Origin of the sequence: Membranihabitans marinus (assembly GCF_019802045.1) — a bacterium.
In the GTDB taxonomy this organism is placed as follows: Bacteria; Bacteroidota; Bacteroidia; order Chitinophagales; family Saprospiraceae; genus Membranihabitans; species Membranihabitans marinus_A.
Window position 1 is genome coordinate 331,964 of sequence record NZ_JAHVHU010000004.1, and the last position, 20,973, is coordinate 352,936.

Genomic DNA, 20,973 nt, shown 5'->3' on the forward strand with positions numbered 1-20,973 from the left:
TTAGAAATTCAATTGGAGACCCGCGCCAAATACCTTGGCACTTGGGTAGCCCGATTCATCAATTCCGATTCGCAATCGACTTCCAATATTTTGGGAATCACTACCCTGTGTATTTACTTCAGGATCCAGACCGATATAATTGCTCATGGTCAACAGGTTGTTGGCCTTGATATAGAACCGGGCTGAGTTAAATCCACGTACACCCCATTCTGATAAAGGCAGGTTATAAGACAGTTGAATAGTTTTCACACGAAGATAGGTACCATCTTCTATGAACCGGTCCGACGCACGCATTTGGGTTTGTGCACTGATGACGGGATACTTTGCGTTGGGGTCTGGATTTTCCGGCGTCCAGTAGTTGCCAAATAAATCAGCCAATTGATTCTGCCCCCGTTGAAATGAGTTCAAATTGGTATACGCTGTACGGAAAAAGATGTCATTGCCCTGGGATCCCTGAATAAAAATATCCAAACCAAAACCCTTCCACATCATGGTCGAGTTTACCCCGTAGATAAAGTCCGGATAAGGATTACCTAATAACACCCGGTCTGCCGCATTCAGTGATCCGTCACCGTTGATGTCCATGTATTTGATAAAACCATTCTCATCCAGGCCATCTTCTAAAAAGCCATAGAAACTACCAAGCGGCTCTCCTTCACGGGCGATGTTCATACCCGCCAACCCAGAGGATTGTCCGGAAGAAATAATATCACTTCCTCCTGCCAACTTAACCACCTTGTTTCGATTTCCCGACAACTGCAATCCCAAATCCCAGGCAAACTCTCCATTCAATACACCTACTGCTGCACTTAATTCAAGTCCCTGGTTTTGTATTTCACCTACATTTTGCAAGATCGACCCAAAACCTACGGAGGGAGGCAATGGTACAGAAGCCAATAAATCATGAGTGTTTTTCTTGTAATAATCCAGCGTGAATTCATATCGACCATTATCCAGCCCCAAATCAATTCCGATATCAAATTCATTCGTAGTTTCCCATCTTAATTGGCTGTTTGAAATACCCGATGGAGCAAATCCGACACTTTCAGAGTTCCCGCCGTAAATATATTTTACAGGAGACAATCGATTTAGGGATTGATAGGGTGACAACGCGGTATTCCCGGTTACACCATAACTCAATCTGAGTTTTAGATTGTCAATATTGGAAGTGTTTTTGAGAAAGTCTTCCTCTGAGATTCGCCAGGCAAAGGCCCCCGATGGAAAAATCCCCCATTTGTTGTCTTCTCCAAACCGGGAGGAACCATCCGCCCGGACACTGGCTGTGAAATAATATTTTTTACTGATGTCATAGGTACCCCGTCCCAGAAATGAAATTAATTTCCACTCCGTGACACCGGAAGAAGGTGGATTAACGGTTTCTGCTGAACCAAGGTTGAAATTCTCCGTAATATTGTTTGAAAAACCGGAAACACTGATTGAGTTATATGCACTACGATAAGATTGGAAGGTATTACCCACCAAAATGTTTAACTCATCATTGTTCTCCAGCTCTTTGTGATAATTCAAAGTATTCTCGTTCAAAAACGAATTCCAGTTGGAATTTCCGGCCGAAGCGGAGCCTCGGTCATTATCAAAAATGATCGGTGAAAAATTTTCACTTTGATTGGCTTGATACTCCAGCCCAAACCGGGTTTTGAAGGTCAGATCTTCTACAATCTTAAAATTCAGTGCCGAATTCATTAAAACTGTATTACTGACGTCTTTGTCCTTTCGGGGTTTGCTCCATAAGAGCGGATGGCGCATATCGATGGAGCCAAAAGAATAAATCTGCTCGATCCTGGTGTATTGACCTTCTTCATCATACACTGGAAGCGTTGGTGGCGCAGACAAAGCACCAGAATAAAGATTGCTCCCGCGGGTACCATTGTTGACAGGGACACTATTCGTTTCCCGCCGAGCCAGGTTTACATTGGCTTCCACCGTCATCCATTCTTTCAGTTCATGATCTAGTTTGAATCGAAACGATCCTTTTTTCGCCCCCGAATTGATGATAATCCCTTCCTGCTGGTAAAAGTTTCCGGACAATGCATAATTGGTTTTGTCGCCACTTCCGCTAAAATCAATCGTATGGTTCTGAACCGGGGCAGATCTGAAAATAATATCTTGCCAGTTCGTTCCAGGGTTATCAACTGAATTAACATTGAAAAAAGGTTGATCTCCGTTATTGCGCAGCCACTCGTTGGCCACCTCTGCATATTGCTTTGCGTCCAGCACCTGAAACCGATCGATTTCATTTTGAATGCCGTAATATCCAGAATACGAGATGCGGCCATCTTGGCTCTTACTTCCTTTCTTTGTAGTAATTATCACCACGCCATTTGCTCCACGAGCACCATATATTGATGTGGCAGAAGCATCTTTCAAAATATTCATGGATTCAATATCCGATGGATTGAGAAAACTAATATCCCCCGTCACCGGAAACCCATCCACCACATACAAAGGACTGTTGCTCCCAATCATGGAGTTCCCGCCGCGGATCCTGACTTCAATCCGGGAACCTGGTTCACCGGAGTTTTTGGTCACCTGTACCCCACTGGCCCGACCAATCAAAGCCTGCTCCACATTGTAGACCGGTAAAGATTCCAACTCTTCAGTCTTGATCTGTGACACCGCACCGGTGATATCCCCTTTCCGTTGGGTACCGTATCCCACGACGACGACTTCATCCAGCGTCTTCGAATCCTCTTGTAAAATAACAGAAATGGTGGCTTGACCTGATAGTTGAACTTCCTGGGTCTTGTATCCTATGTATGAAAACACGAGGATACCATTTTCATCGACATCGTTTAAGGTAAAACTGCCGTCAAAATCTGTCGCCGTTCCCTGATTGGTTCCTTTGACGAGCACATTCACTCCGATAAGCGGATTTCCAGACTCATCTTTGACAACACCGGATACATCCATCGCAATATCTAGCGCATGGATAAACGCTAAAAAACTTTCCCCAGGTACTGTGTGATCATCCTCTGCTGTTCTCTTCGAATTATGTGCTTGTGCAGAATAGTGAAACAAACTTAAGAAGAGTACCACCGATAGAAACCGGAGAATCTCCATTTTTGTAAAGGTTAATTTCATCGTTATTAAATATTTATTTAGTCAATTGAGTACCGATACAACCTATTTGTATCTCGACCTTCATAAATACCAAACGATCTGAAAACTGAATTATACTAGCCACAAATGTTAATATTTCACCGGGCCTAATTATGTTTTACGAGGTAAATAACGTACAATACAGCCACCGCAAAGGTTTTAGTACACTAAAAAAAATTTAAAAAAATATTTAACCAAATATGATTTGTGGCTAGCACATTCTTTGGGCTTATCGTGGATCACACGGGTTGATCCGGACTTAGAATCATCCATAATACGTAAAACAGCTTAGGAAATACTACCCTCCTACCAAGTAGCTGAAAAACCAACCCCAGACGCGATTAGAAATATTTAAATGGTGGTTTTAGCAAAACGGTTGATCGAAAAGTGATCGATATTCATTGGTAATTTTTGTTCGGAGACAATATTACTCAGGATCAACCCCGTTGCAGCACCAGCAGACATTCCCAGCATCGCATGTCCACCACCAAAGGCGACGTTTTCCCATTTTTGAGGTCTGCCGATGTAAGGTAAACCATCGGGGGTGACGGGTCGAAGTCCAACCCATATCTGGTCGGCAGGTGGCAGATCAATGTCCAATCCCGGATAGTATTTTTTTATGGAATGGTAAATCCCTTTCATACGGTTGGCTGACACCTTTTCATTCAAACCCGAGAACTCCATCGTCCCCCCTATACGCAACGATTGTTTCCAGGGAGTGATCGCACAACGATCATCTACGAGTATTGCCGGATATTTTATGTTATTCTTGACATCGTCATAGGTGTAGCTATACCCCTTTCCACCCTCCATCAAAATCTTTGTTTTTAATTTCTTTGCCAATTCCGGCATCCAGGATCCGGGGGTAATGACAATTTCATCCGCCGAAAAAGTCCCCTGGTCGGTTATTACCTGGGTTACCTTATCCACGGATTTCTCAAAATCTTTTACGGTTGTATTCAGCTGGTAATTGACACCGGCATTGATCAGATAATTTTTCATGGCGAGCATAAATTTCCCAGGATGGATGTGCGCATCATCTTTGAATAAAATGGCACCGTGGATATCCAATTCGACATTGGGTTCATGGGCTTGTAATTCGTCCCTTTCCAGTATTTCTACATTCAAGTTAAACTTCTTTGAAGCTTCTGCAACTCGTGCTTCGCCATCGAAGGTTTTCTTACTGTGACACATCATCATGCAACCAATCTCCTCCATCATAAAAGAATCGCCAATATCTTCTGCAATTTCATTCATCAATCTCCGACTCAATAAGAGGAGTTCGGAAAGCGCCGGTGCGTTCCGGTCGACAACCTTGTAGGAACTGTTTTTGTAAAACTTCAGCATCCAACGCATAAAGGAATAATTGAGTCGGGGCTTTATATAGAAAGGACTTGTTTTACTTAATAAATGTTTGAGTCCTTCTGAAATCACGCCGGGGGAAGCCAAAGGTGTAAAATGGCTCGGACTTAAAAAACCCATATTCCCAAAGGAACAATTGTTTGTTATATCTCCCCGGTCAATCAGGGTAATCTCAAATCCATTTTTACGCAAGTAGTAAGCTACGCACAATCCATTCACCCCACCCCCAATTACGATGACCGATTTGTTTTTTCGAGAAATTGTGTTCATGATCCAAAAAGTGTTAAAATTATCGATTAACTAATTGTCGAAAAATCTTACATATTTAAAACACAGATCCCCGCCAATTTAAGTACAAAGGTAATGCAAGAAGTACACAATGCTGAAACATCTGGTATTGATTTTGACAATAATAATGATCCTGGAGCCTTCGCCATATTTTATTGAATAGTTCAGGCCATTTCGGCGGTTAGAACCAGCTTGTCCATATAGCATATAGGGCAAGCTGATTCAAGTCGCTGGAGATGAGATGAGTTTTTCTCATCTACGAATGTATGTTTTATTATGTTGCCCCATATTTCTGCAAGTGAAGAATGACCGTTGTAACTTTATGATATATCCCCCTTACCTAAATGACAGACCACGAACGTTGTCAAAACCCAATACACCCCAAGTAACGGCTGCTTTAGCTGCCCATAGTTTCATTCCTTAAGAATGAAATTATACCATCTCTACATTATTTTTCCTTCTACATTCCTTATCTTTTTCATCGTTGTATATACCCACATTATCTTGAATCCGGTAAATGCCGGGGTAGTTCAGGAATGGAAGAGTTCTCCATATACTTGTGCAAGAGAAGGATTTGAATTAAGTTGAAGGAATGGTCTGTCGGCCATTGCGCCACCGATAAAGCTTCAGCGAACGCGGTAGGCGGTTAAAGCCAGCTTGCCCCGCATGGAGTTTGGGGCTTGTACGAGGGTTTATCTGGTCGTTTTCTGGCTTTGGAAGTTAAAAATGACCGTTATAGTATTTTTGTACTATTAGGGGCATTTGTTATGGGATGGAAATAAGTGTAAGATATACTGGCCGCTAGAAATCTCAAATATATAAGGTCAAATATGCGCACAAATTCACTGCCAAGTTGGGGGATGTGCTTAGTGCTGTAAATGATGCTTATAAGCAGACCTTAATCGCAGGTCGAAGAATAGTAACAACCGTTATGATTAAAATATCGACCTCACAGAGGTCGTATTGTATGAATAAAAAGTCAGATGCTACCCAAAATCGAGCTATGTAACAGGCCCAATTTTGGACTTTATACCATTGATGTACTGCATATTATGCATGATAACAAATTGACATGGTGAATAAAGCGGGTTAACCCCATAGGAACAAGGCCCCATCGAAAAACGAGTCTTCCACTTTTCTAAATTGATTTTTTCCGGATTGAATCAGAAAATTTCTTTACTTACACCTCCGATAGATCTGATGACATTTATCCATTTTCTCCAATCAATCTAGTTGGCACAACCATGAAAAACATCGAGCAATTTTATCCGGATCAACGATACACGAGTCAGGGAGAACCGGAACTTGGTGTTGGTATCCTACAAGATGTCAGTCCAAGAAAAGTAAAGATCTATTTCCCCGGCTCCCATGAAACAAGAGTGTATGCCGTGGAGAGTGCGCCTTTGCGTCGGGTGGTTTTCAGACCGGGCGATACTATAGAAGATGTGAATAATCATACTTTGCTGATCCAAAGCGTGGAGCTGGAGGATGGACTGTATGTCTATTACGGGAAAGACCAAAAGATTTCCGAAGCAGAATTGGGTGATGTAATGGTACATTACGGTGCGACAGACCGGCTTTTCATGGGGGATGTAGATGCACCGCACGCCTTTGCCTTACGTAGGGATACACTGCAACACGAATACAATCGCAGAATATCTCCGGTTCGTGGTTTTGTGGGTGGACGAATCGATTTAATCCCGCACCAACTCTATATTGCCCAGGAAGTGAGTTCCAGGTATGCACCCCGGGTCTTGCTTTCCGATCAGGTGGGCCTTGGTAAAACCATCGAAGCTTGTCTGATTATCCACCGTTTGTTGTTGAGTGATCGCATTTCCAGGGTACTGATTATCGTGCCGGAGTCCTTGCTTCATCAATGGTTTGTTGAATTATTGCGCCGATTTTATATGTGGTTTCATATTTTTGATGAAGCGCGTTGTGCCTCTCTTGATGACAGCGCCATCGAAGGGAACCCCTTTCTGGACGATCAATTGATCATCTGCAGTATTGAATTTTTAGCCGGTTCCGAAAAACGGGCCAGCCAGGCAAGTTCTGCCCCATGGGATATGCTGGTGGTGGATGAAGCGCATCATCTGGAATGGGCTGTGGATCAGGTCAGCCCGGAGTACAGCGTGGTGGAACAATTAAGTCAAGTGGCTCAAGGATTGCTGCTGCTCACCGCTACCCCGGAACAATTTGGCTTTGAAAGCCATTTTGCCCGGCTCCGATTATTGGATCCCCACAGATATTCCAACTACAATGATTTTATACAGGAGTCCATGGACCACATGATCACAGCCGATATCGTGGATAAATTGCACGCCGAAAAAGACCTGGATGCTAAGGCTATCAAGGTTTTGGAATCCTATTTCCTCAAAGATCGAATACAATCAGTGCTTCATGGAGACAGAACAGCAAGAAACCACCTGATCGAAGATTTACTGGATCAGCACGGCCCCGGTCGGGTTATTTTCCGAAATACCCGATCTGCCATGACCGATTTCCCAAAGCGAAAGGCCCATCTCATTCCTTTAAAGGCAAAGAAAGAACACGACCGTTGGATCGAACGACTCACGAAGGAGTTTGACCATGATGTAAAGTCCGGAGTAAAGTCCAATGAACAAAAATTTTGGTTTAAAGAAGATCCACGCGTTCGTTGGCTTCTGACGATGTTGAAGGAAATACATCCGGAAAAGGTGTTACTCATCTGCACGAGCAAAGAAAAAGTACTGGCATTGGAGGCCAGCCTGACGAAGCGATCCAACCTAAAGACCATTGTTTTTCATGAGGATCTCACCATTGTACAACGGGATAAAAATGCGGCCTGGTTCACCGAACAGGATGGTGCTCAAATTCTCCTTTGTTCTGAAATAGGAAGCGAGGGACGCAATTTTCAATTTGCTCACCACCTCATCCTGTTTGATGTGCCGTTTCATCCCGAATTGTTGGAGCAACGGATCGGTCGTCTGGACCGGATTGGCCAAACGGAAGATATTCACATACATATCCCCTACCTGAGTGGCAGCCCGCAGCACAAATTAATCCGGTGGTATCAGGAAGGCTTGAATGCTTTTGAAAAAAACCTGGAGGGGGGACATAAAATATTCAATCTATTTGGGGATCGATTGCTTCATCTTTCCACAGATTCATCCACAGCAGCTAGTGATCCGGAATTGGAAAAATTAATTACGGAGACTGCTCATTTTCATAAAAAACTTCAAAAACGCCTGGCCGACGGACGGGATCGGTTGCTGGAAATGAATTCCTACCGACCCAAGATTGCCCAGGAAATCGTAAAGCAAATTAAAAAAGAAGACAGCGATCCAACCCTTGAACAGTATTTCACGACGGTTCTTCGACATTTTGAGATAGAAATGGAAGACCTTCCCTCCCGAACCTATTTCTTGCATCCCCCTTCGGTCACCGCCGTGCCATTCCCTGCCATTCCGACCGAGGGCATCTATGTCACTTTTGACCGAAAACACGCGTTGAGCCGGGAAGACATCAGCTTTCTTACCTGGGATCATCCCATGACCACGGCGTGCATCGATCGGGTATTCAGTTCAGGGACCGGCAGTGCCAGCTTTGGCGTATTGCGCGGAGCCCCTAGTCCGGGGCTTTTAATGGAGTTTCTTTTTGTGCTGGAAACCTCAAGAAAACAAGGTGCATCGATCGGCCGCTTCCTTCCCAATACCCCCCTGCGGATCGTAGTAGACCACGCGGGTAACGAGGTTACCAAACAATATCCCATGGAAGCATTCGACAAAAAATTGGCACCTGGCCCCATAGCACCTTTGCTGGATAATGAACACATCGTAGAAACCATCCTGCCCAAAATGATGGCAGCCGCCACAAAAATTGCGGACGAGTGGAGTTCCATCGAAAGAGCAACCGGTCTGCAACGCATGAACCGAACGCTGAACCATGAGATCGAAAGACTCAAATCTCTTCAGAAAACCAACAAAAACATCAGGCCGGAAGAAATTAAAATTGCCGTGGACGAGCAGATTACGCTGACATCGCTCATTGAAAATGCACGAGTACGGATGGATGCCATTCAATTGATACGAATGGAGTAGTGCAGCGTTTCACAAATTCTCCTAACATATTTTCCACTTTGTCTTGATGCTAAGCATGAAGGAAAATGACCCCGGAGTGGGTCACAGTATATTAGCAACTAGTATTAACAAATGATCTCCGACCTCGGAGAGGTCGCACTATCCTCTCATATTCTTTTCAACTTTGGCATAGCCCAAAGTTGAGCCTGCCTGCCGCTGCGCTCTGGTAAAGGCAGACAAAACCCTATGATGAACAAATGAAGCTTGCCTGCAGCAGATCTGACAACGGAGGACCTAAGATTCAACGAACCTTGGAAGAGTGAACAAAAATGCCCTCAAATTGGATTGATGAAGGAATAGCCATCCTCGAGACGGAGCCCTCCAGATTAAAATAGGTGTTATGCTGCTCGCAGGTGCTCCTCCAAACATCCTCGGGGCAGAGCCCTCGGTTCCTTCATAGCAGGTGCATTTAGCACCTACGATCCCAGGCAAGCTGGGATTTCATTCAGTCACCCACGCATTTTTCCATAGCTAACCACCCCATGTGACGAGTTCATAATTGTGTTGAGGTTTAGTGCTTTTAAACATCAACGCCCATCCTCCACAATCCGGATCGTTTTGTGCCATTGCCTGATGGCATATCTAATGGCAGTACCCATCGGACTCTTTGGAAGCACCCGTACCGCCTTTTCATCTTACCACTATTTAAACTTTTCGACAATTGACTGGAAGTGCTCATTTCGATATTCTTTGCGCTCTTAGTCTGACAACTCATGACAATACTTTTCAATGCCATATAATAATCGATTCACCTCCAATGTGTACTCTGTTCGCTTTTGATCGTACTCTTTAGGTTCATAAAACGAATGAGGTAGAAATAAAAAGAAGGATCGTCGAATAGACGATCTATGCCCAGCATTTGTGCACATACCTTAGGTATTGCACAAAATAAGTCAAATTTTGAGCGCTTAAATTGCAGATCCGGGATACAGCCCCCCTATTATTTATGGATGCCGTTAGTGTCGAATTAGAATCTTCGACTGCGGCTGAAACTTCTGCCATCATTGGATCCAACTTAAGTTTCGGGAAAGCAGGCCGTGCGCTCGCAGACCCTGAGACGACCAGCGCACCACCCAAACCAGATTCTCTCTGGACCAAGTTATCTGTCCTCAAATATGCACCCAAGGCATTGAGACTTTGAAAACGCAACCCAATTTGTTCACGATGACATCGTTCATCAGATCAGTGAGGACCCCAAAGTACAAGCCGCCATGATTTTAGTGAAAGCCGCTTCACCCAGCCCGACACAAATCACAAAGAAAGTAGTTGACACGTGTGCTCAGGCAAAACTATCGTCTCAGCAAATCGTAGAACTTGTCACCTGGATATCTGTTTTACAGATGCTACACAGATTGAAAAGTTTTTACAACGTAAAGCGTCAATCACATTAAGACATCGACCGTTAATCCGTGCAGCACGCATTTTCGGATTCTATTTTACAAGAACAGACGCCCGCATAGTTGTCCAGCGTGGCTGGAATACATGATTATGTTCTTTCTACCTTATTTTGGACGATTTTGAAAATTAGCTGTTCGTTTAATTAGCCCAAGATGCTTAAATAATAATTATTTGAGTATTTTTAGTTTGTCTTATTAAAGAAGTTACGTCAAAAACATCAATTACAGCAACCTATGTCCAAGTCATGTATAAACCTCTATCTTTCAATTTTACTTGTGATTTCAACAGGCTGTTATTTGGCAGCTTATAATCCGCTCAAAAACACATCCAACGGTGAACAAGACCCCGTCCGATTTCTCGAAAAAACATTTGAGGAAATTGACATTCAAAACGATGTGGTGTTTGGAGAGACGGTTAATTCGAAAGGAGAACAGCAAAAACTTCTTCTCGATGTTTACACCCCGGACAATGACCCCATGATAGACCGACCGGTTATCGTATGGATTCACGGGGGTGGATTTAGATACGGCAATGATAAATCACAGTCCTATATCGTGGAATTGGCCACCCGCTTTGCGAAGAAAGGCTATGTTTGTATATCCATTGATTATCGTGTGAGAGAAAAACCCATGGACGATATTTCTGGAACCATTTCAGATGCAGTCGAAGATGCCGCAAAAGCACTGGCATGGGTAAGGGAAAATGAAAAATCATTGGGTATTGACGCCTCAAAAATGGTCGTTGGAGGGGGGTCTGCCGGTGGCATTCTTGGCTCTAGTTTGTGCTTGAACGATCAACCTGATAAAAAAGATAGTGAAGGAGTTATCGGATTTATCAATTTATGGGGAACCCCATCGGCAAAATGGATGGCTCTGGATATTGATAAAAATGATCCGCCCACCATAATGGTTCACGGTACCGATGATCAACTGGTGGCCTACAGCAGTGCAGTTGATTTGGCTGAACGATTAAAAGCGAATAACATCAAACACGAATTAGTAACGATCGAGGGGGCCGGTCATACCCCGGTGGATCACATGGATGAATTTGAAATAAATATTTCTAAATTCCTTTATGCTATATTGAATTGAATTTGAATCAAATGTACATTAGTCGACCAAATTCTTGAAAAGGTTCGAAGCTAAAAACCTCAGAGAGGATTGTCTGTAGTGAAATGCACGATTAACGTGAATTAAATGAATTTAATTGAATTTAAAATTCTGGAAACTGTCATAGCAATTGCGCTATTCATTGCAATACGGATTGCAATTTTTAAATTAATTGACCGGATTGTTATCAAGAATTTATTGCAAAAATCACGCGGTAAAATCACTAAAAAAATTATTCAATTCATTCTCTTAACCATCACCTTCCTCTTTATCTTAACAGTTTGGGGTATCGATCATTCCGAATTATTCCTGTTCATGGCTTCTGTATTGACGGTAATCGGAATAGCATTGTTTGCTCAATGGTCTCACTTATCAAATATTACATCTGGACTGATCATCTTTTTTAATCATTCAGCAAAATTAGAGGATAACATATCCATTATCGATAAAGATTATGAGGTAGAAGGAAGAATAAGTGATATTGGCCTATTCTTTATTAAACTAAAGACTAAAGAGGATGAGGAGGTATCTTTACCCAACAACATTTTCCTGCAGAAAATGATAAAAAGAAACCCGGCCCGACGGTAAAATCAAATTGACAGGTATATTTTATACCATAAAAAACGAAGGACAAATTTCAGGACGAGTGCCCCTGCAGAATCACCCCATTAGACTTGGGACCTATTTTCATACTGTTTTAATTTTTAGTATCCATCCTGCATCTGCCAATACTCCTCGATTTCTTCCAGACTCTTACCCTTTGTTTCGGGTACGTACCGGAAAAAGAATAGAATTCCCAACAAACTAAATCCGGCAAAGGTAAAGAAGCCCATGCCCATCCCGACAATATTGACATACCATGGAAATAGAAAAGCAGCCGCAAAATTGGTGGTCCAGTTCGCAAAGGTGGCAATGGACATCGCCTGACCGCGGATATGGGTAGGATATATTTCTCCGATCAATACCCAGATTACGGCGTTGATGGACAGCGCCAGACTCGCAATATAGATACACAAAATGACCACGGCCCATATCCCCGAGGATTCGCTACCGGTAAATAATACGCCCAGGCCACACAGAGATATAAAAACCGATATCATGCCTCCGATTAATAAAGGACGTCGGCCCCAGCTATCGATTTTAAACAAGGCTATAATGGTAAATAATAGATTAATAAGTCCAATCAACACCTGAAACTGCACTGCGTTGCTCAGAGCATATCCGGCACTTTCCAGTATGGTCGGTCCATAATAAATCACGATATTGACGCCGGTGAATTGTCCAAATACAGAAAGCCCCACGCCAACAGCCAGTGCCTTCCGCCAACCGGGCTGAAAAAGTGTTTTGATTCCCAATTTCTGCGCTTCTTCATTCGCCTTCGAGGTCAATAATACACGATCCACTTTTCCATTGATTCGTTCGAGAATAGCCCATCCCCGATCTTCTTTCCCCTGATTAATCAACCACCGTGGACTTTCCGGAACAGCCAGCAAGAGCAAGAAAAACAACCCACTGGGAATCATCTCAGCAGCGAACATACCCCGCCATATTTCGGCTACAAAAACCTTGTGAAAGAGTCCATAGGTGCCTCCCCCCATCTCTCCACCCGCATTGCTGAGCAATAACCAGTTGGAAAAATAAGCCAAAAGAATGCCCACTACAATGGAGAACTGATACATGGCGACCAAACGGCCGCGGATCCGGGCCGGAGCAAATTCCGAAATATAAAGCGGTGATAGGACGGAGGCCATACCGACGCCTACCCCACCCAAGAGACGGGCAGAGATCAACCAAAAATAATCGGGTGGAACGGCTGAAAACAACGCTGATATGAAAAAAAGTAAAGCGGATAATAACAATATGGGTTTTCGCCCAAACTGATCACTGAGTTTCCCGGCTCCCAAGGCTCCTACTATCGCACCGATCAATGCCGAACTTCCAAACCAGCCGACTTGCAATTTGGACAATCCAAATTGTGTTTCGACCATCCCAAATGTCCCGGAAATGACAGCTGTATCAAAGCCAAACAAAACTCCGCCCAATGAGGCGACTAGACTGACTTTCCATAGAAGCGAGGTGGTTTTAGTGTTAGCCGTTGTATCTAAAATCGTCGGTTTCGTAGTATTTATATTGGTCATCCGCGGTTTTTACTTGACGAGCATTTCTTTCTTTAATGCCGGATAATATTTTCCGGCGTTTGATTTCTTAGCCAGGTCCCAGACGGAAGTATCCAGTTCCCGTAGGCCCAAAATAGTCGTAATCCATCCCTGGGTCCATCCAGACTCTATAGCCCAGGCACCCCATCCATGATCAGCATTCGATCCCCAATGCTCGAACCGTTGGAAGTCAAAAGCGCGCATCCAACCCCCATCCAGTTCGGGATGTCCTTCAGACTTTACCTGAATCCGCACTAAAAATTCAGCCAGCTTATCTTCCGCTTCTTTGATGGTTGCATCTCCCGTCGCATGCGCCGCCTCATGAAGCCCCAATAACGCAAAATTGGTGGTATACAACAAGTCACTGACGGGATCGCCATTGTGGGCAATCAAGGATGCTTCTGTGGTCCCATACGCCGCATTGGATTGCGGCGGTGGATATCTTCCCATTTTAATTTCTCCCAATTCCTCCCGGATCGCACCGGTTTCATCCTGCAATTCCAAAAAATCATTGACCACTTTCATCAGTACCGCCCTGTTATCCGCATTGTCTTTCACGCGGACTAACCAGGCTAATGGAAGAATCATTCGTGCGCGTTCCTGCGCCAGACCATTGGTCCAGGTCCACCCATCCGGATAATGCTCCATCATAGTGTGTATGCCTTTTTCAGCGGTATTTAAAAAAACAGCATCACCGGTTTGATCATAAGTCCACAGGTAACACGCCCACAAGTAAGCTTCAAAGTGCGGAGCCAGGTTCACGATATCGCGATCCCGGTAGTACCGCCATCCGTTTTCCTCAAAATGATCCAAATCTATGCGGCTTCCCCGAAAACCTTCCCGACCCGTCGTCCTTAGCAAAGCCACCATGGATTTCATGATCGGTTCTTCCCAGGTGTCGGTCCCGGTAAGTGCGCCTGCGGCCAATGCTCCAAGGGCAAACCGGGCATTGTCATCTCCATAACTTGCTTTGAACCAGGCCGGGGTACTAATTCCCCAGGGGATCAGACCATAAGCCGGGTGATCCGGGTCACCATACTCTTTTTTGGTGGCGATAGACTCCAACAAATAAAAGTCGAGTAAATTTGTGGAAATTTCTTTGTAATCATCATTATCAAAAAGCTCACCAGCGGTGGCAAACGCCATAGCAGATTCACTGATGCAATCCCCTCGTTTAATAATACCGATGGGTTGATTTCCGGTTTCATTTATCTCCGAAAAAATGCATTCAAAGACACCATTGGAACCATCCCCAACCGGAATTGCTGTATCATACGCCAGTTCCTGTCTTCCGTCGTCCAATATGGACTGAAGTTTTTCATCGTATCCGTCGGGGACCAACATCCGGGCATTTTTATACCACTCAATTCCCCGTTGCACACTCTGTCTTTGAAAATCAGCAGGTAGTTTTTCTGTTTTACCATAACTTGCGGCTACAGTGAGATCCCAATCCAGGGGTTGGAGTTCAACACCTGGTAATACATGACTCAAAATACTTTCCCATAGGGATGCCCAAGCTTCCTGGGGTGCATACCGTCCCGATACAAACCGACTCAATTGCGTCGATGCGATCCAAACCGGGAAATCCCCCCAGGCAAAAAATAAGGGATCGGATTTGTCCGGAAGTCCATAAATGGCTGAATCAAATCCGGCGACCTTTGCGGCGACGATATAACTTTCATCGACATCGTTGCTAATGTAGTGCAAGCCATTGATACCCAATATTTGAAGACTGTCCGGCCGACCATGAAACCAACTTGATTGCTTCACCACAGCCCGCTCCGCTTTAGCCTCTACGACATCGCCAAGTTCGACTCCTGGCGCATAAGAAGGAAATTCAATGTAGCACCTCAATTGCTTTTCTTTAATCGTCGTGTAAAATTTATCATCCAGCGGCACCATGGTTTGGGGATATCCTTCAGAGAGAATTAACAAACCATTCCCTGAATTCGCGGCATTGACAGCGTCCATGGGAGATTGATGAAATTGCAAGTCGACCGAAGGATCCTTCTCAAGTAGACGAACCAAATCGTTACTTTCCTTCCCATAGACGTGCAATTTAGCAGAATGCTGCTGGCAACCTGTGAGCAGGATAAGCGATAGGACCAGTATGCCAAAGGCATGGATTTTTTGATTCATTTTATTATTGTATTATAACAGAATTTAATTGTTCGATCGTATTGTATTTTAACTACAGCACAAATTTATATTTATTATTGCGTTAACCAAGCATATATATATGTTTATCATCTGGAAAGAATGAGGCTTTTCAAATAAGATGGATAGGTGTTTCCATCACTGGAACCTGCCCCTTCCATTCTCACCCCATAGGTCAGTGAATCTCCAAAACAAATAATGTGAACCGATTCATCAAGGAGATGTTCCTCTTTCAATTTCTCATAAACCAAGGTCGCCAACAATTGATTCCCCTCCGCGGTCAGATGTACGCCATCTGAGACCTGGCTGTTCGATTCATTTTGAATAATAACATCTTTATTATGGGTAGGAACACGATCCTCTTTGAGGATTTGATAAAGATCAATAAAGCATACGTTCTCTTGAAGACTGATCCCGGCCATAGAATCCCGTGCTGCTTCCAATAGCTGACGCGGAGACTGTGGATAACTCCTCCGGTCGTGGCGTTGAAATAGATACAGGGTGTCTACTGGCGGTGGACTGATCAGTACAGGTTCTATACCCGCATCAGAAATCCGATGGATCAATCGCGCGACATTATCAGAATAGTCACTTATAGTTATCATTTTAGCAGAGTTCAGTAAATCATTGGTTCCCACTAGTATAATACATACATCAGGATTCTTTTTTAATACGTCTCGGTCCAGCCTTCGAAGGAGGTCTGAACTAGTGTTTCCCGAAATCCCCTGGTTATCCACGTACACCTCAGGCTGCCCATTCAGCGGTATAATCCACAGAAGAAGCAACAGCGGTATTAAGCCATTCGTAAACGATAAATATAAATTACTCAAGTCCCTTATTTTCTGATGTGTAAAAACAGAGTCTTCCTGTCCGACTTCTCTATCTGTGAAGACAGACAAGAAGATTCCAGACCAACCTGTTCACCCCTTATCTGTAATAAAAATAACAGCTTCATGGTTTCTTGTCGCATTCTGCTTTCCCTTTTTCAGCACTATTGGCTAATCACGTTCGTGACCATACAGGCTCTACCCACAACCAGGCTTTTATTTTTTCGGCCAATGTGTTTCCAAGCCTTGACTGCGTATCCAATCCTGAAAATCAGCCAATCGTCTTTTATCTGATCGCACCGCCCGGGGTGGAATATTGTGTTTCATGGCATAAGCCGTCAAACAACCTACGGCCTCTCCAATACTCCACTCTACAGGATGAAGCCGGTAACACCCGTTGGTAATGTGCGTGGTCCCAATGTTTTTATTCGCTGGCAGTAGATTATTTACTCGGATGGGCAAAAGGGAGCCCAATGGTATCTGAAACGGCAGCGAACCAAAATCGATATAGTTGTCCCCCCGGTTACTGGGATGAAGGTCAATGTGATAATACCCAGTACCCACACTATCATAAAAATCAGGCGCGGTTTTTCCTTTTTCCGGTCCGGCTACCATTTTACGTTGTTCGGCTCCTACATGTTCCTCTAGTACCGTGAATTCTGCTTTAATCCGACGCGCTTCACGTACATAGGGGTACTTAGCCATCCCATCCGCAGTTCCCATGACATCGCCACGCAACCGAAGTCCAGGCCAGCCTTTTCCTCCATCCGGACGAGGCGCTTCGGTTTGGAGCCAATAGAACAGAGACAGATTCAACTGACGCGCACCTTCGATGGTTTCATTGAATTCTTTTTCACTGACATCGATCAAATTCCCCTTAAAATAATCATTTTGGGGCCAATTGACGATTGTAATATCGCCATCATAGGTGCCCGGCAGAAAATTGTGCCGATTGATCATTCTGCGATACAGCCAAAGATTGAGCTTGTTCCCTGTTTTCTTACCTTCCGGATGGAAGCCCAGGTCTTTGGGTTTTAAGTTTCTTGGATTGGAATAGTTGAGTTCTAAAAGCTTTCCGGCCCAAGGCGGATCCATATCGGGAACATAACTGTTCCAGTAATCATAATCTTTGGGCTTGTCGATCACGTTATCTTTCCCCGGTTGATAATCCATGGCAAAACAAAAGGTGAAAGCCTGATGGTTCCGAGGATCTGCCACTTCAGGTGCATGCAGTTCCCCGGTTTCTTTTTTGGACTCTGTACCACTGACGTACTCGGTATTGGTCATGGGCAATAAATCTCCCAGCTCGGTGGCATCGACAAAATAGGGTGCATGAACCACCACTGCAGACCCGGTATCCTGGTCTGTCACCTCGATGGCACGTACTTCATCGCCCTGTACATCCGCTCCGGAAGCTTTGTGACGGATTAACAATTCCAATTTTCCAGCACTGATGTACGGGTTCAACATTTCCCGCAGTACCGCTACAGAAACCCGGGGCTCATGACATATTCGAGAAACCGAGCCATCGCCGGGATTGAGGTATTTCCGATTCCGGGCCTCTTCGGTCATCGGGTAGTTCTGTTTGTAGTAATTCCGTACTTTATCCCGGTAATCCCGGTACGATTGGGGGGCGCCATGGGTCTCGATCGAACCATGCTCATCCGGCGGGACCCCTTGCTGCGCAATCTGTCCGCCAATCCAATCCGTCTCCTCAGTCAGAATGACCCGCAACCCATTTCGGCACGCCGCCAAAGCTGCTGCACAGCCTCCCAAGCCACCACCGATGATTGCTACATCAGCGGATAATTCCCGGGGATCCTTACTCCCGGGTTTCATTTTTCCGGCTTTCCCGGTTGCTACACAGGACGGCACGAGGGTTAATCCGCCTCCAGCGGTTATTAATTTAGCAAAATCTCTTCTTTTCATTCAGCAATTCCTTTAAATGACATTTCTTGTAAAAAGGACCGGTGTGATTTTCCCGGATCCCAGGTTTCAAATACTTTTACTCGGATATACTTTACTGCGGGTACATCCGATGGAAAGCTAAAGGTATCACCCTTTTTAGCGTATTCATAATCTTCTGGCGTCACTTCACCAAATGGCAAACCAGATGGTTTGTGTGACTCACTTTCGGTCAACTTAGTCCAGTTCTCCCATCCACCATCGGCATCGGGATCATTGCTTCCCCACAATTCCCACTTTTTCATATTCGCATGAGCATAGACCAGACTTAACGTGGAAACGACTCCACGTTGCCAGATGGTGTACTCGGTCAACTTGGCTTTAACGCCCAAATCAAAGGTGAACCAATGTGGATTACCGGCCGGATCAGCGGTTCCATACCAGCTGTTACCCGTGATATCATCATCCCAAATATTGTCGAGCTTAACATAAGACACCGGATAATTTTCGGCATCACCAGGAAGGGGGTATGAGGAAAACAAGGATTTATCCAAAGGTTCCGGACCCGGTGGTGTCAAATGGACGGTCTGAAAACCAGCATAAAAGGTATCGATTGCATTGGAATCAGGTAGGTAGGCAGTTCGATAGCGAATAGAGTCCCCAGCTGGTCTCCCTTCAATGACAGTGTTAAATTCATCTAATGAAACATCCACGACGCTCTGCTCTCCCACAGTATTTTGATAATGTATTTCTACACCAATGGCGGTTTCATAAGGTGTGTCAAACCATTTGATCTCCATGCCTTCCCGTTTGGCCACCGCACTCTTCACGCCCCTGTTCTTCAGACTGGAGATGTAATCCTCACCATAAACCATTCCCACGGTGTCCACTTTGATGGAGTGATTTCCAGCTTTATCGGATGTGACAAATTCAAAGGTATGTCTTCCCTCTTCAATGTCATCAATAATGCCGTCAAAAAAGGTAGTATCTCCGCTGAAGTCCGGTTCCAATTCCCATTCCACCGAATTATTTCTGTTGTTCCAGTAAATATTAATTTTATTTACATTTGGTGCGGCCACCAAACCAATCCGGATCTTCAGCCGGTTATTTCCGGGAAAAAAATCGATCGTTTTCGGTTTTGCACTGTAAACTTTCTCGCCGTCTTCAATAAATTTGGCATAGGTATGATCCATTTTTGTACATGCTGTAAAAAACAGACCAGCCAAGAGGGCAGAAAAGAGGTATTTGATCAAAGAATTCATCATATTATATTTTTATAGTTATTCGACTTCATTGCCCCAAAAGCCGGTTTCGACCATCCACGCCCCACCGGTGGAAGCATTTGGCGGAGCAATAAATGTGGCTATTATCTTTATCCGAACATAGCGGATGGCCGGAGCAGATATGGGCACTGTATGTTCATCGCCAGCTGCAGCAGAGGCAATGTCCTCATTGGATATTTCCCCGACAGGCAATCCGGATGGTTTTTTTACTTCATATTCACCCAGTTTGGTCCACCCTTCGTAGCTGCCATCCGGGCTGGGTTCGTTGCTTCCCCAAAGCTCAAAAAGTCGAGCGTTACTGGCAGAATATTCCCGGCCATCATGCACCTGCCAGGTTCGAAACCGACTCAATTTTGCTTTCACACCCAAATCAATATTAAAATGAGTGGGCAAACCTTCATTATCGGCTGTTCGAAACCCATTGTAACGGGTAGTTACATTATCCCATAAGGCGGAAAGATCCCACGTATTCGCACCATCACCGGGTAAACGAAGTTCACGGAACCGAGTCTTATCCAATTCTTCTTCAAATAATGGAGTCAGCTCCTTTTCGAGCGTATCAGATACATTTTGCCACCGGTCCTTGATATAAACACCAAAGACGACAGGTTCCGCCGGAAGCCCTCTGATGGAAAAGTCAATTTCAGGCAAGCCGGAATAAAAATTGTCATAATCTTCCCAATCCCCCAGAGAGTCCTTGGTCAGAATAGAAATGACCAGATTGTCTTGACTTTCGTTTAGCAGAGAAACCGTGATTCCACCAAAATCGCTGTAATAGTCTAATGATTCAAATGCTTGTTGAACCGGTGAAGTCAGTGGAGTTATCCGCACAGATACCGGTTCGGATTTGTTTCCCGATCGGTCTACTGCATACAATTTCACTTCGTGTTCTTTGGTATCACCAAAACCACGAAGCGTCATTTGACGTTCATAAAATGATGTTTTCTGCTCTTGTGGAACACCGGGGCGAATTTCGTATTCACCCAGTACATAGAGCAGATCGCTGTCAGTAGGTATGGTATAGGTAATAACAGCTCCTCCGGGGATTGCTTCCCACTGAATATTTGTTACCGGGCTGGGCGCTACACTATCGTTGTCCAATGGGACATTGAGGTTTTCTTTACCACAGCTGATTAGCGTCATTGAAAGAGCAAAGAACAAAATAAAGCCCCATAAACCGAAATCCGTATTGAGCGGTATAAGTACTTGCTTTGATGAATAAGTGAATTTCATAGTGTGTATTAATTTATAGT

The 20,973-nt window shown here is 44.4% G+C and carries 12 protein-coding genes; 3 read left to right on the forward strand and 9 right to left on the reverse strand.

Annotation, left to right across the window (positions count from 1 at the left end; all coding sequences use genetic code 11):
* Together KUV50_RS04300 and KUV50_RS04305 are read right to left on the reverse strand one after the other, a co-directional pair.
* Positions 1-3,099 carry a SusC/RagA family TonB-linked outer membrane protein gene (locus KUV50_RS04300; RefSeq protein ID WP_222578863.1) on the reverse strand — a complete coding sequence of 1,033 codons (3,099 nt, stop codon included), beginning with the start codon at positions 3,097-3,099 and terminating at the stop codon, positions 1-3.
* A gap of 369 nt (positions 3,100-3,468) precedes the next feature.
* The gene (locus tag KUV50_RS04305; protein ID WP_222578864.1) at positions 3,469-4,749 is read right to left on the reverse strand and encodes an NAD(P)/FAD-dependent oxidoreductase; all 1,281 of its coding nucleotides are present in this window, start codon (positions 4,747-4,749) and stop codon (positions 3,469-3,471) included.
* A gap of 1,262 nt (positions 4,750-6,011) precedes the next feature.
* Here KUV50_RS04305 and rapA point away from each other — a divergent pair.
* Positions 6,012-8,846: an RNA polymerase-associated protein RapA gene (gene rapA / locus KUV50_RS04310; RefSeq protein WP_222578865.1), complete on the forward strand. Its 2,835-nt coding sequence runs from the start codon at positions 6,012-6,014 to the stop codon at positions 8,844-8,846.
* 566 nt (positions 8,847-9,412) lie between these two features.
* Here rapA and KUV50_RS19680 read toward each other — a convergent pair.
* Positions 9,413-9,502, reverse strand: a complete 90-nt coding sequence (locus tag KUV50_RS19680; RefSeq protein WP_410000026.1) for a hypothetical protein — start codon at positions 9,500-9,502, stop codon at positions 9,413-9,415.
* 1,077 nt (positions 9,503-10,579) lie between these two features.
* Here KUV50_RS19680 and KUV50_RS04315 point away from each other — a divergent pair.
* On the forward strand, positions 10,580-11,374 hold the full coding sequence (locus KUV50_RS04315; protein ID WP_222578866.1) for an alpha/beta hydrolase: 795 nt from the start codon (positions 10,580-10,582) through the stop codon (positions 11,372-11,374).
* 105 nt (positions 11,375-11,479) lie between these two features.
* Complete coding sequence (locus tag KUV50_RS04320) at positions 11,480-11,980, forward strand: mechanosensitive ion channel domain-containing protein (RefSeq protein ID WP_222578867.1); 501 nt, start codon at positions 11,480-11,482, stop codon at positions 11,978-11,980.
* A 116-nt stretch (positions 11,981-12,096) separates the two neighbouring features.
* Here the strand turns inward: KUV50_RS04320 and KUV50_RS04325 are convergent, their stop codons facing one another.
* The 6 genes from KUV50_RS04325 to KUV50_RS04350 all read right to left on the reverse strand — a co-directional run bounded on the left by KUV50_RS04325 (position 12,097) and on the right by KUV50_RS04350 (position 20,953).
* Entirely contained in the window at positions 12,097-13,530 is a 1,434-nt protein-coding gene (locus KUV50_RS04325; protein ID WP_222578868.1) for a sugar porter family MFS transporter, read from the reverse strand.
* A gap of 9 nt (positions 13,531-13,539) precedes the next feature.
* Positions 13,540-15,687 (reverse strand): hypothetical protein, encoded by a 2,148-nt coding sequence (locus KUV50_RS04330; RefSeq protein WP_222578869.1) that lies wholly within the window; start codon positions 15,685-15,687, stop codon positions 13,540-13,542.
* Between the two features lie 107 nt (positions 15,688-15,794).
* Positions 15,795-16,535, reverse strand: a complete 741-nt coding sequence (locus KUV50_RS04335) for an SGNH/GDSL hydrolase family protein (protein ID WP_222578870.1) — start codon at positions 16,533-16,535, stop codon at positions 15,795-15,797.
* Between the two features lie 213 nt (positions 16,536-16,748).
* A complete protein-coding gene (locus KUV50_RS04340) occupies positions 16,749-18,461 on the reverse strand; it encodes an FAD-dependent oxidoreductase (RefSeq protein WP_222578871.1) in 1,713 nt (570 codons plus the stop codon).
* Entirely contained in the window at positions 18,458-19,702 is a 1,245-nt protein-coding gene (locus KUV50_RS04345) for a DUF4998 domain-containing protein (protein ID WP_222578872.1), read from the reverse strand. The genes KUV50_RS04340 and KUV50_RS04345 overlap by 4 nt, the downstream gene beginning before the upstream one ends.
* 15 nt (positions 19,703-19,717) lie before the next feature.
* Positions 19,718-20,953, reverse strand: coding sequence for a DUF5000 domain-containing lipoprotein (locus KUV50_RS04350; protein ID WP_222578873.1), 1,236 nt, complete (start codon positions 20,951-20,953; stop codon positions 19,718-19,720).
* Between the last annotated feature and the right edge of the window lie 20 nt (positions 20,954-20,973).

Bases quoted from the DNA above. Each gene is read 5' to 3' on its own strand.
- KUV50_RS04300 (WP_222578863.1), bottom strand. From the start codon at position 3,099: ATGAAATTAACCTTTACAAAAATGGAGATTCTCCGGTTTCTATCGGTG.
- KUV50_RS04305 (WP_222578864.1), bottom strand. From the start codon at position 4,749: ATGAACACAATTTCTCGAAAAAACAAATCGGTCATCGTAATTGGGGGT.
- rapA (WP_222578865.1), top strand. From the start codon at position 6,012: ATGAAAAACATCGAGCAATTTTATCCGGATCAACGATACACGAGTCAG.
- KUV50_RS04320 (WP_222578867.1), top strand. From the start codon at position 11,480: ATGAATTTAATTGAATTTAAAATTCTGGAAACTGTCATAGCAATTGCG.
- KUV50_RS04325 (WP_222578868.1), bottom strand. From the start codon at position 13,530: ATGACCAATATAAATACTACGAAACCGACGATTTTAGATACAACGGCT.
- KUV50_RS04330 (WP_222578869.1), bottom strand. From the start codon at position 15,687: ATGAATCAAAAAATCCATGCCTTTGGCATACTGGTCCTATCGCTTATC.
- KUV50_RS04340 (WP_222578871.1), bottom strand. From the start codon at position 18,461: ATGAAAAGAAGAGATTTTGCTAAATTAATAACCGCTGGAGGCGGATTA.
- KUV50_RS04345 (WP_222578872.1), bottom strand. From the start codon at position 19,702: ATGATGAATTCTTTGATCAAATACCTCTTTTCTGCCCTCTTGGCTGGT.
- KUV50_RS04350 (WP_222578873.1), bottom strand. From the start codon at position 20,953: ATGAAATTCACTTATTCATCAAAGCAAGTACTTATACCGCTCAATACG.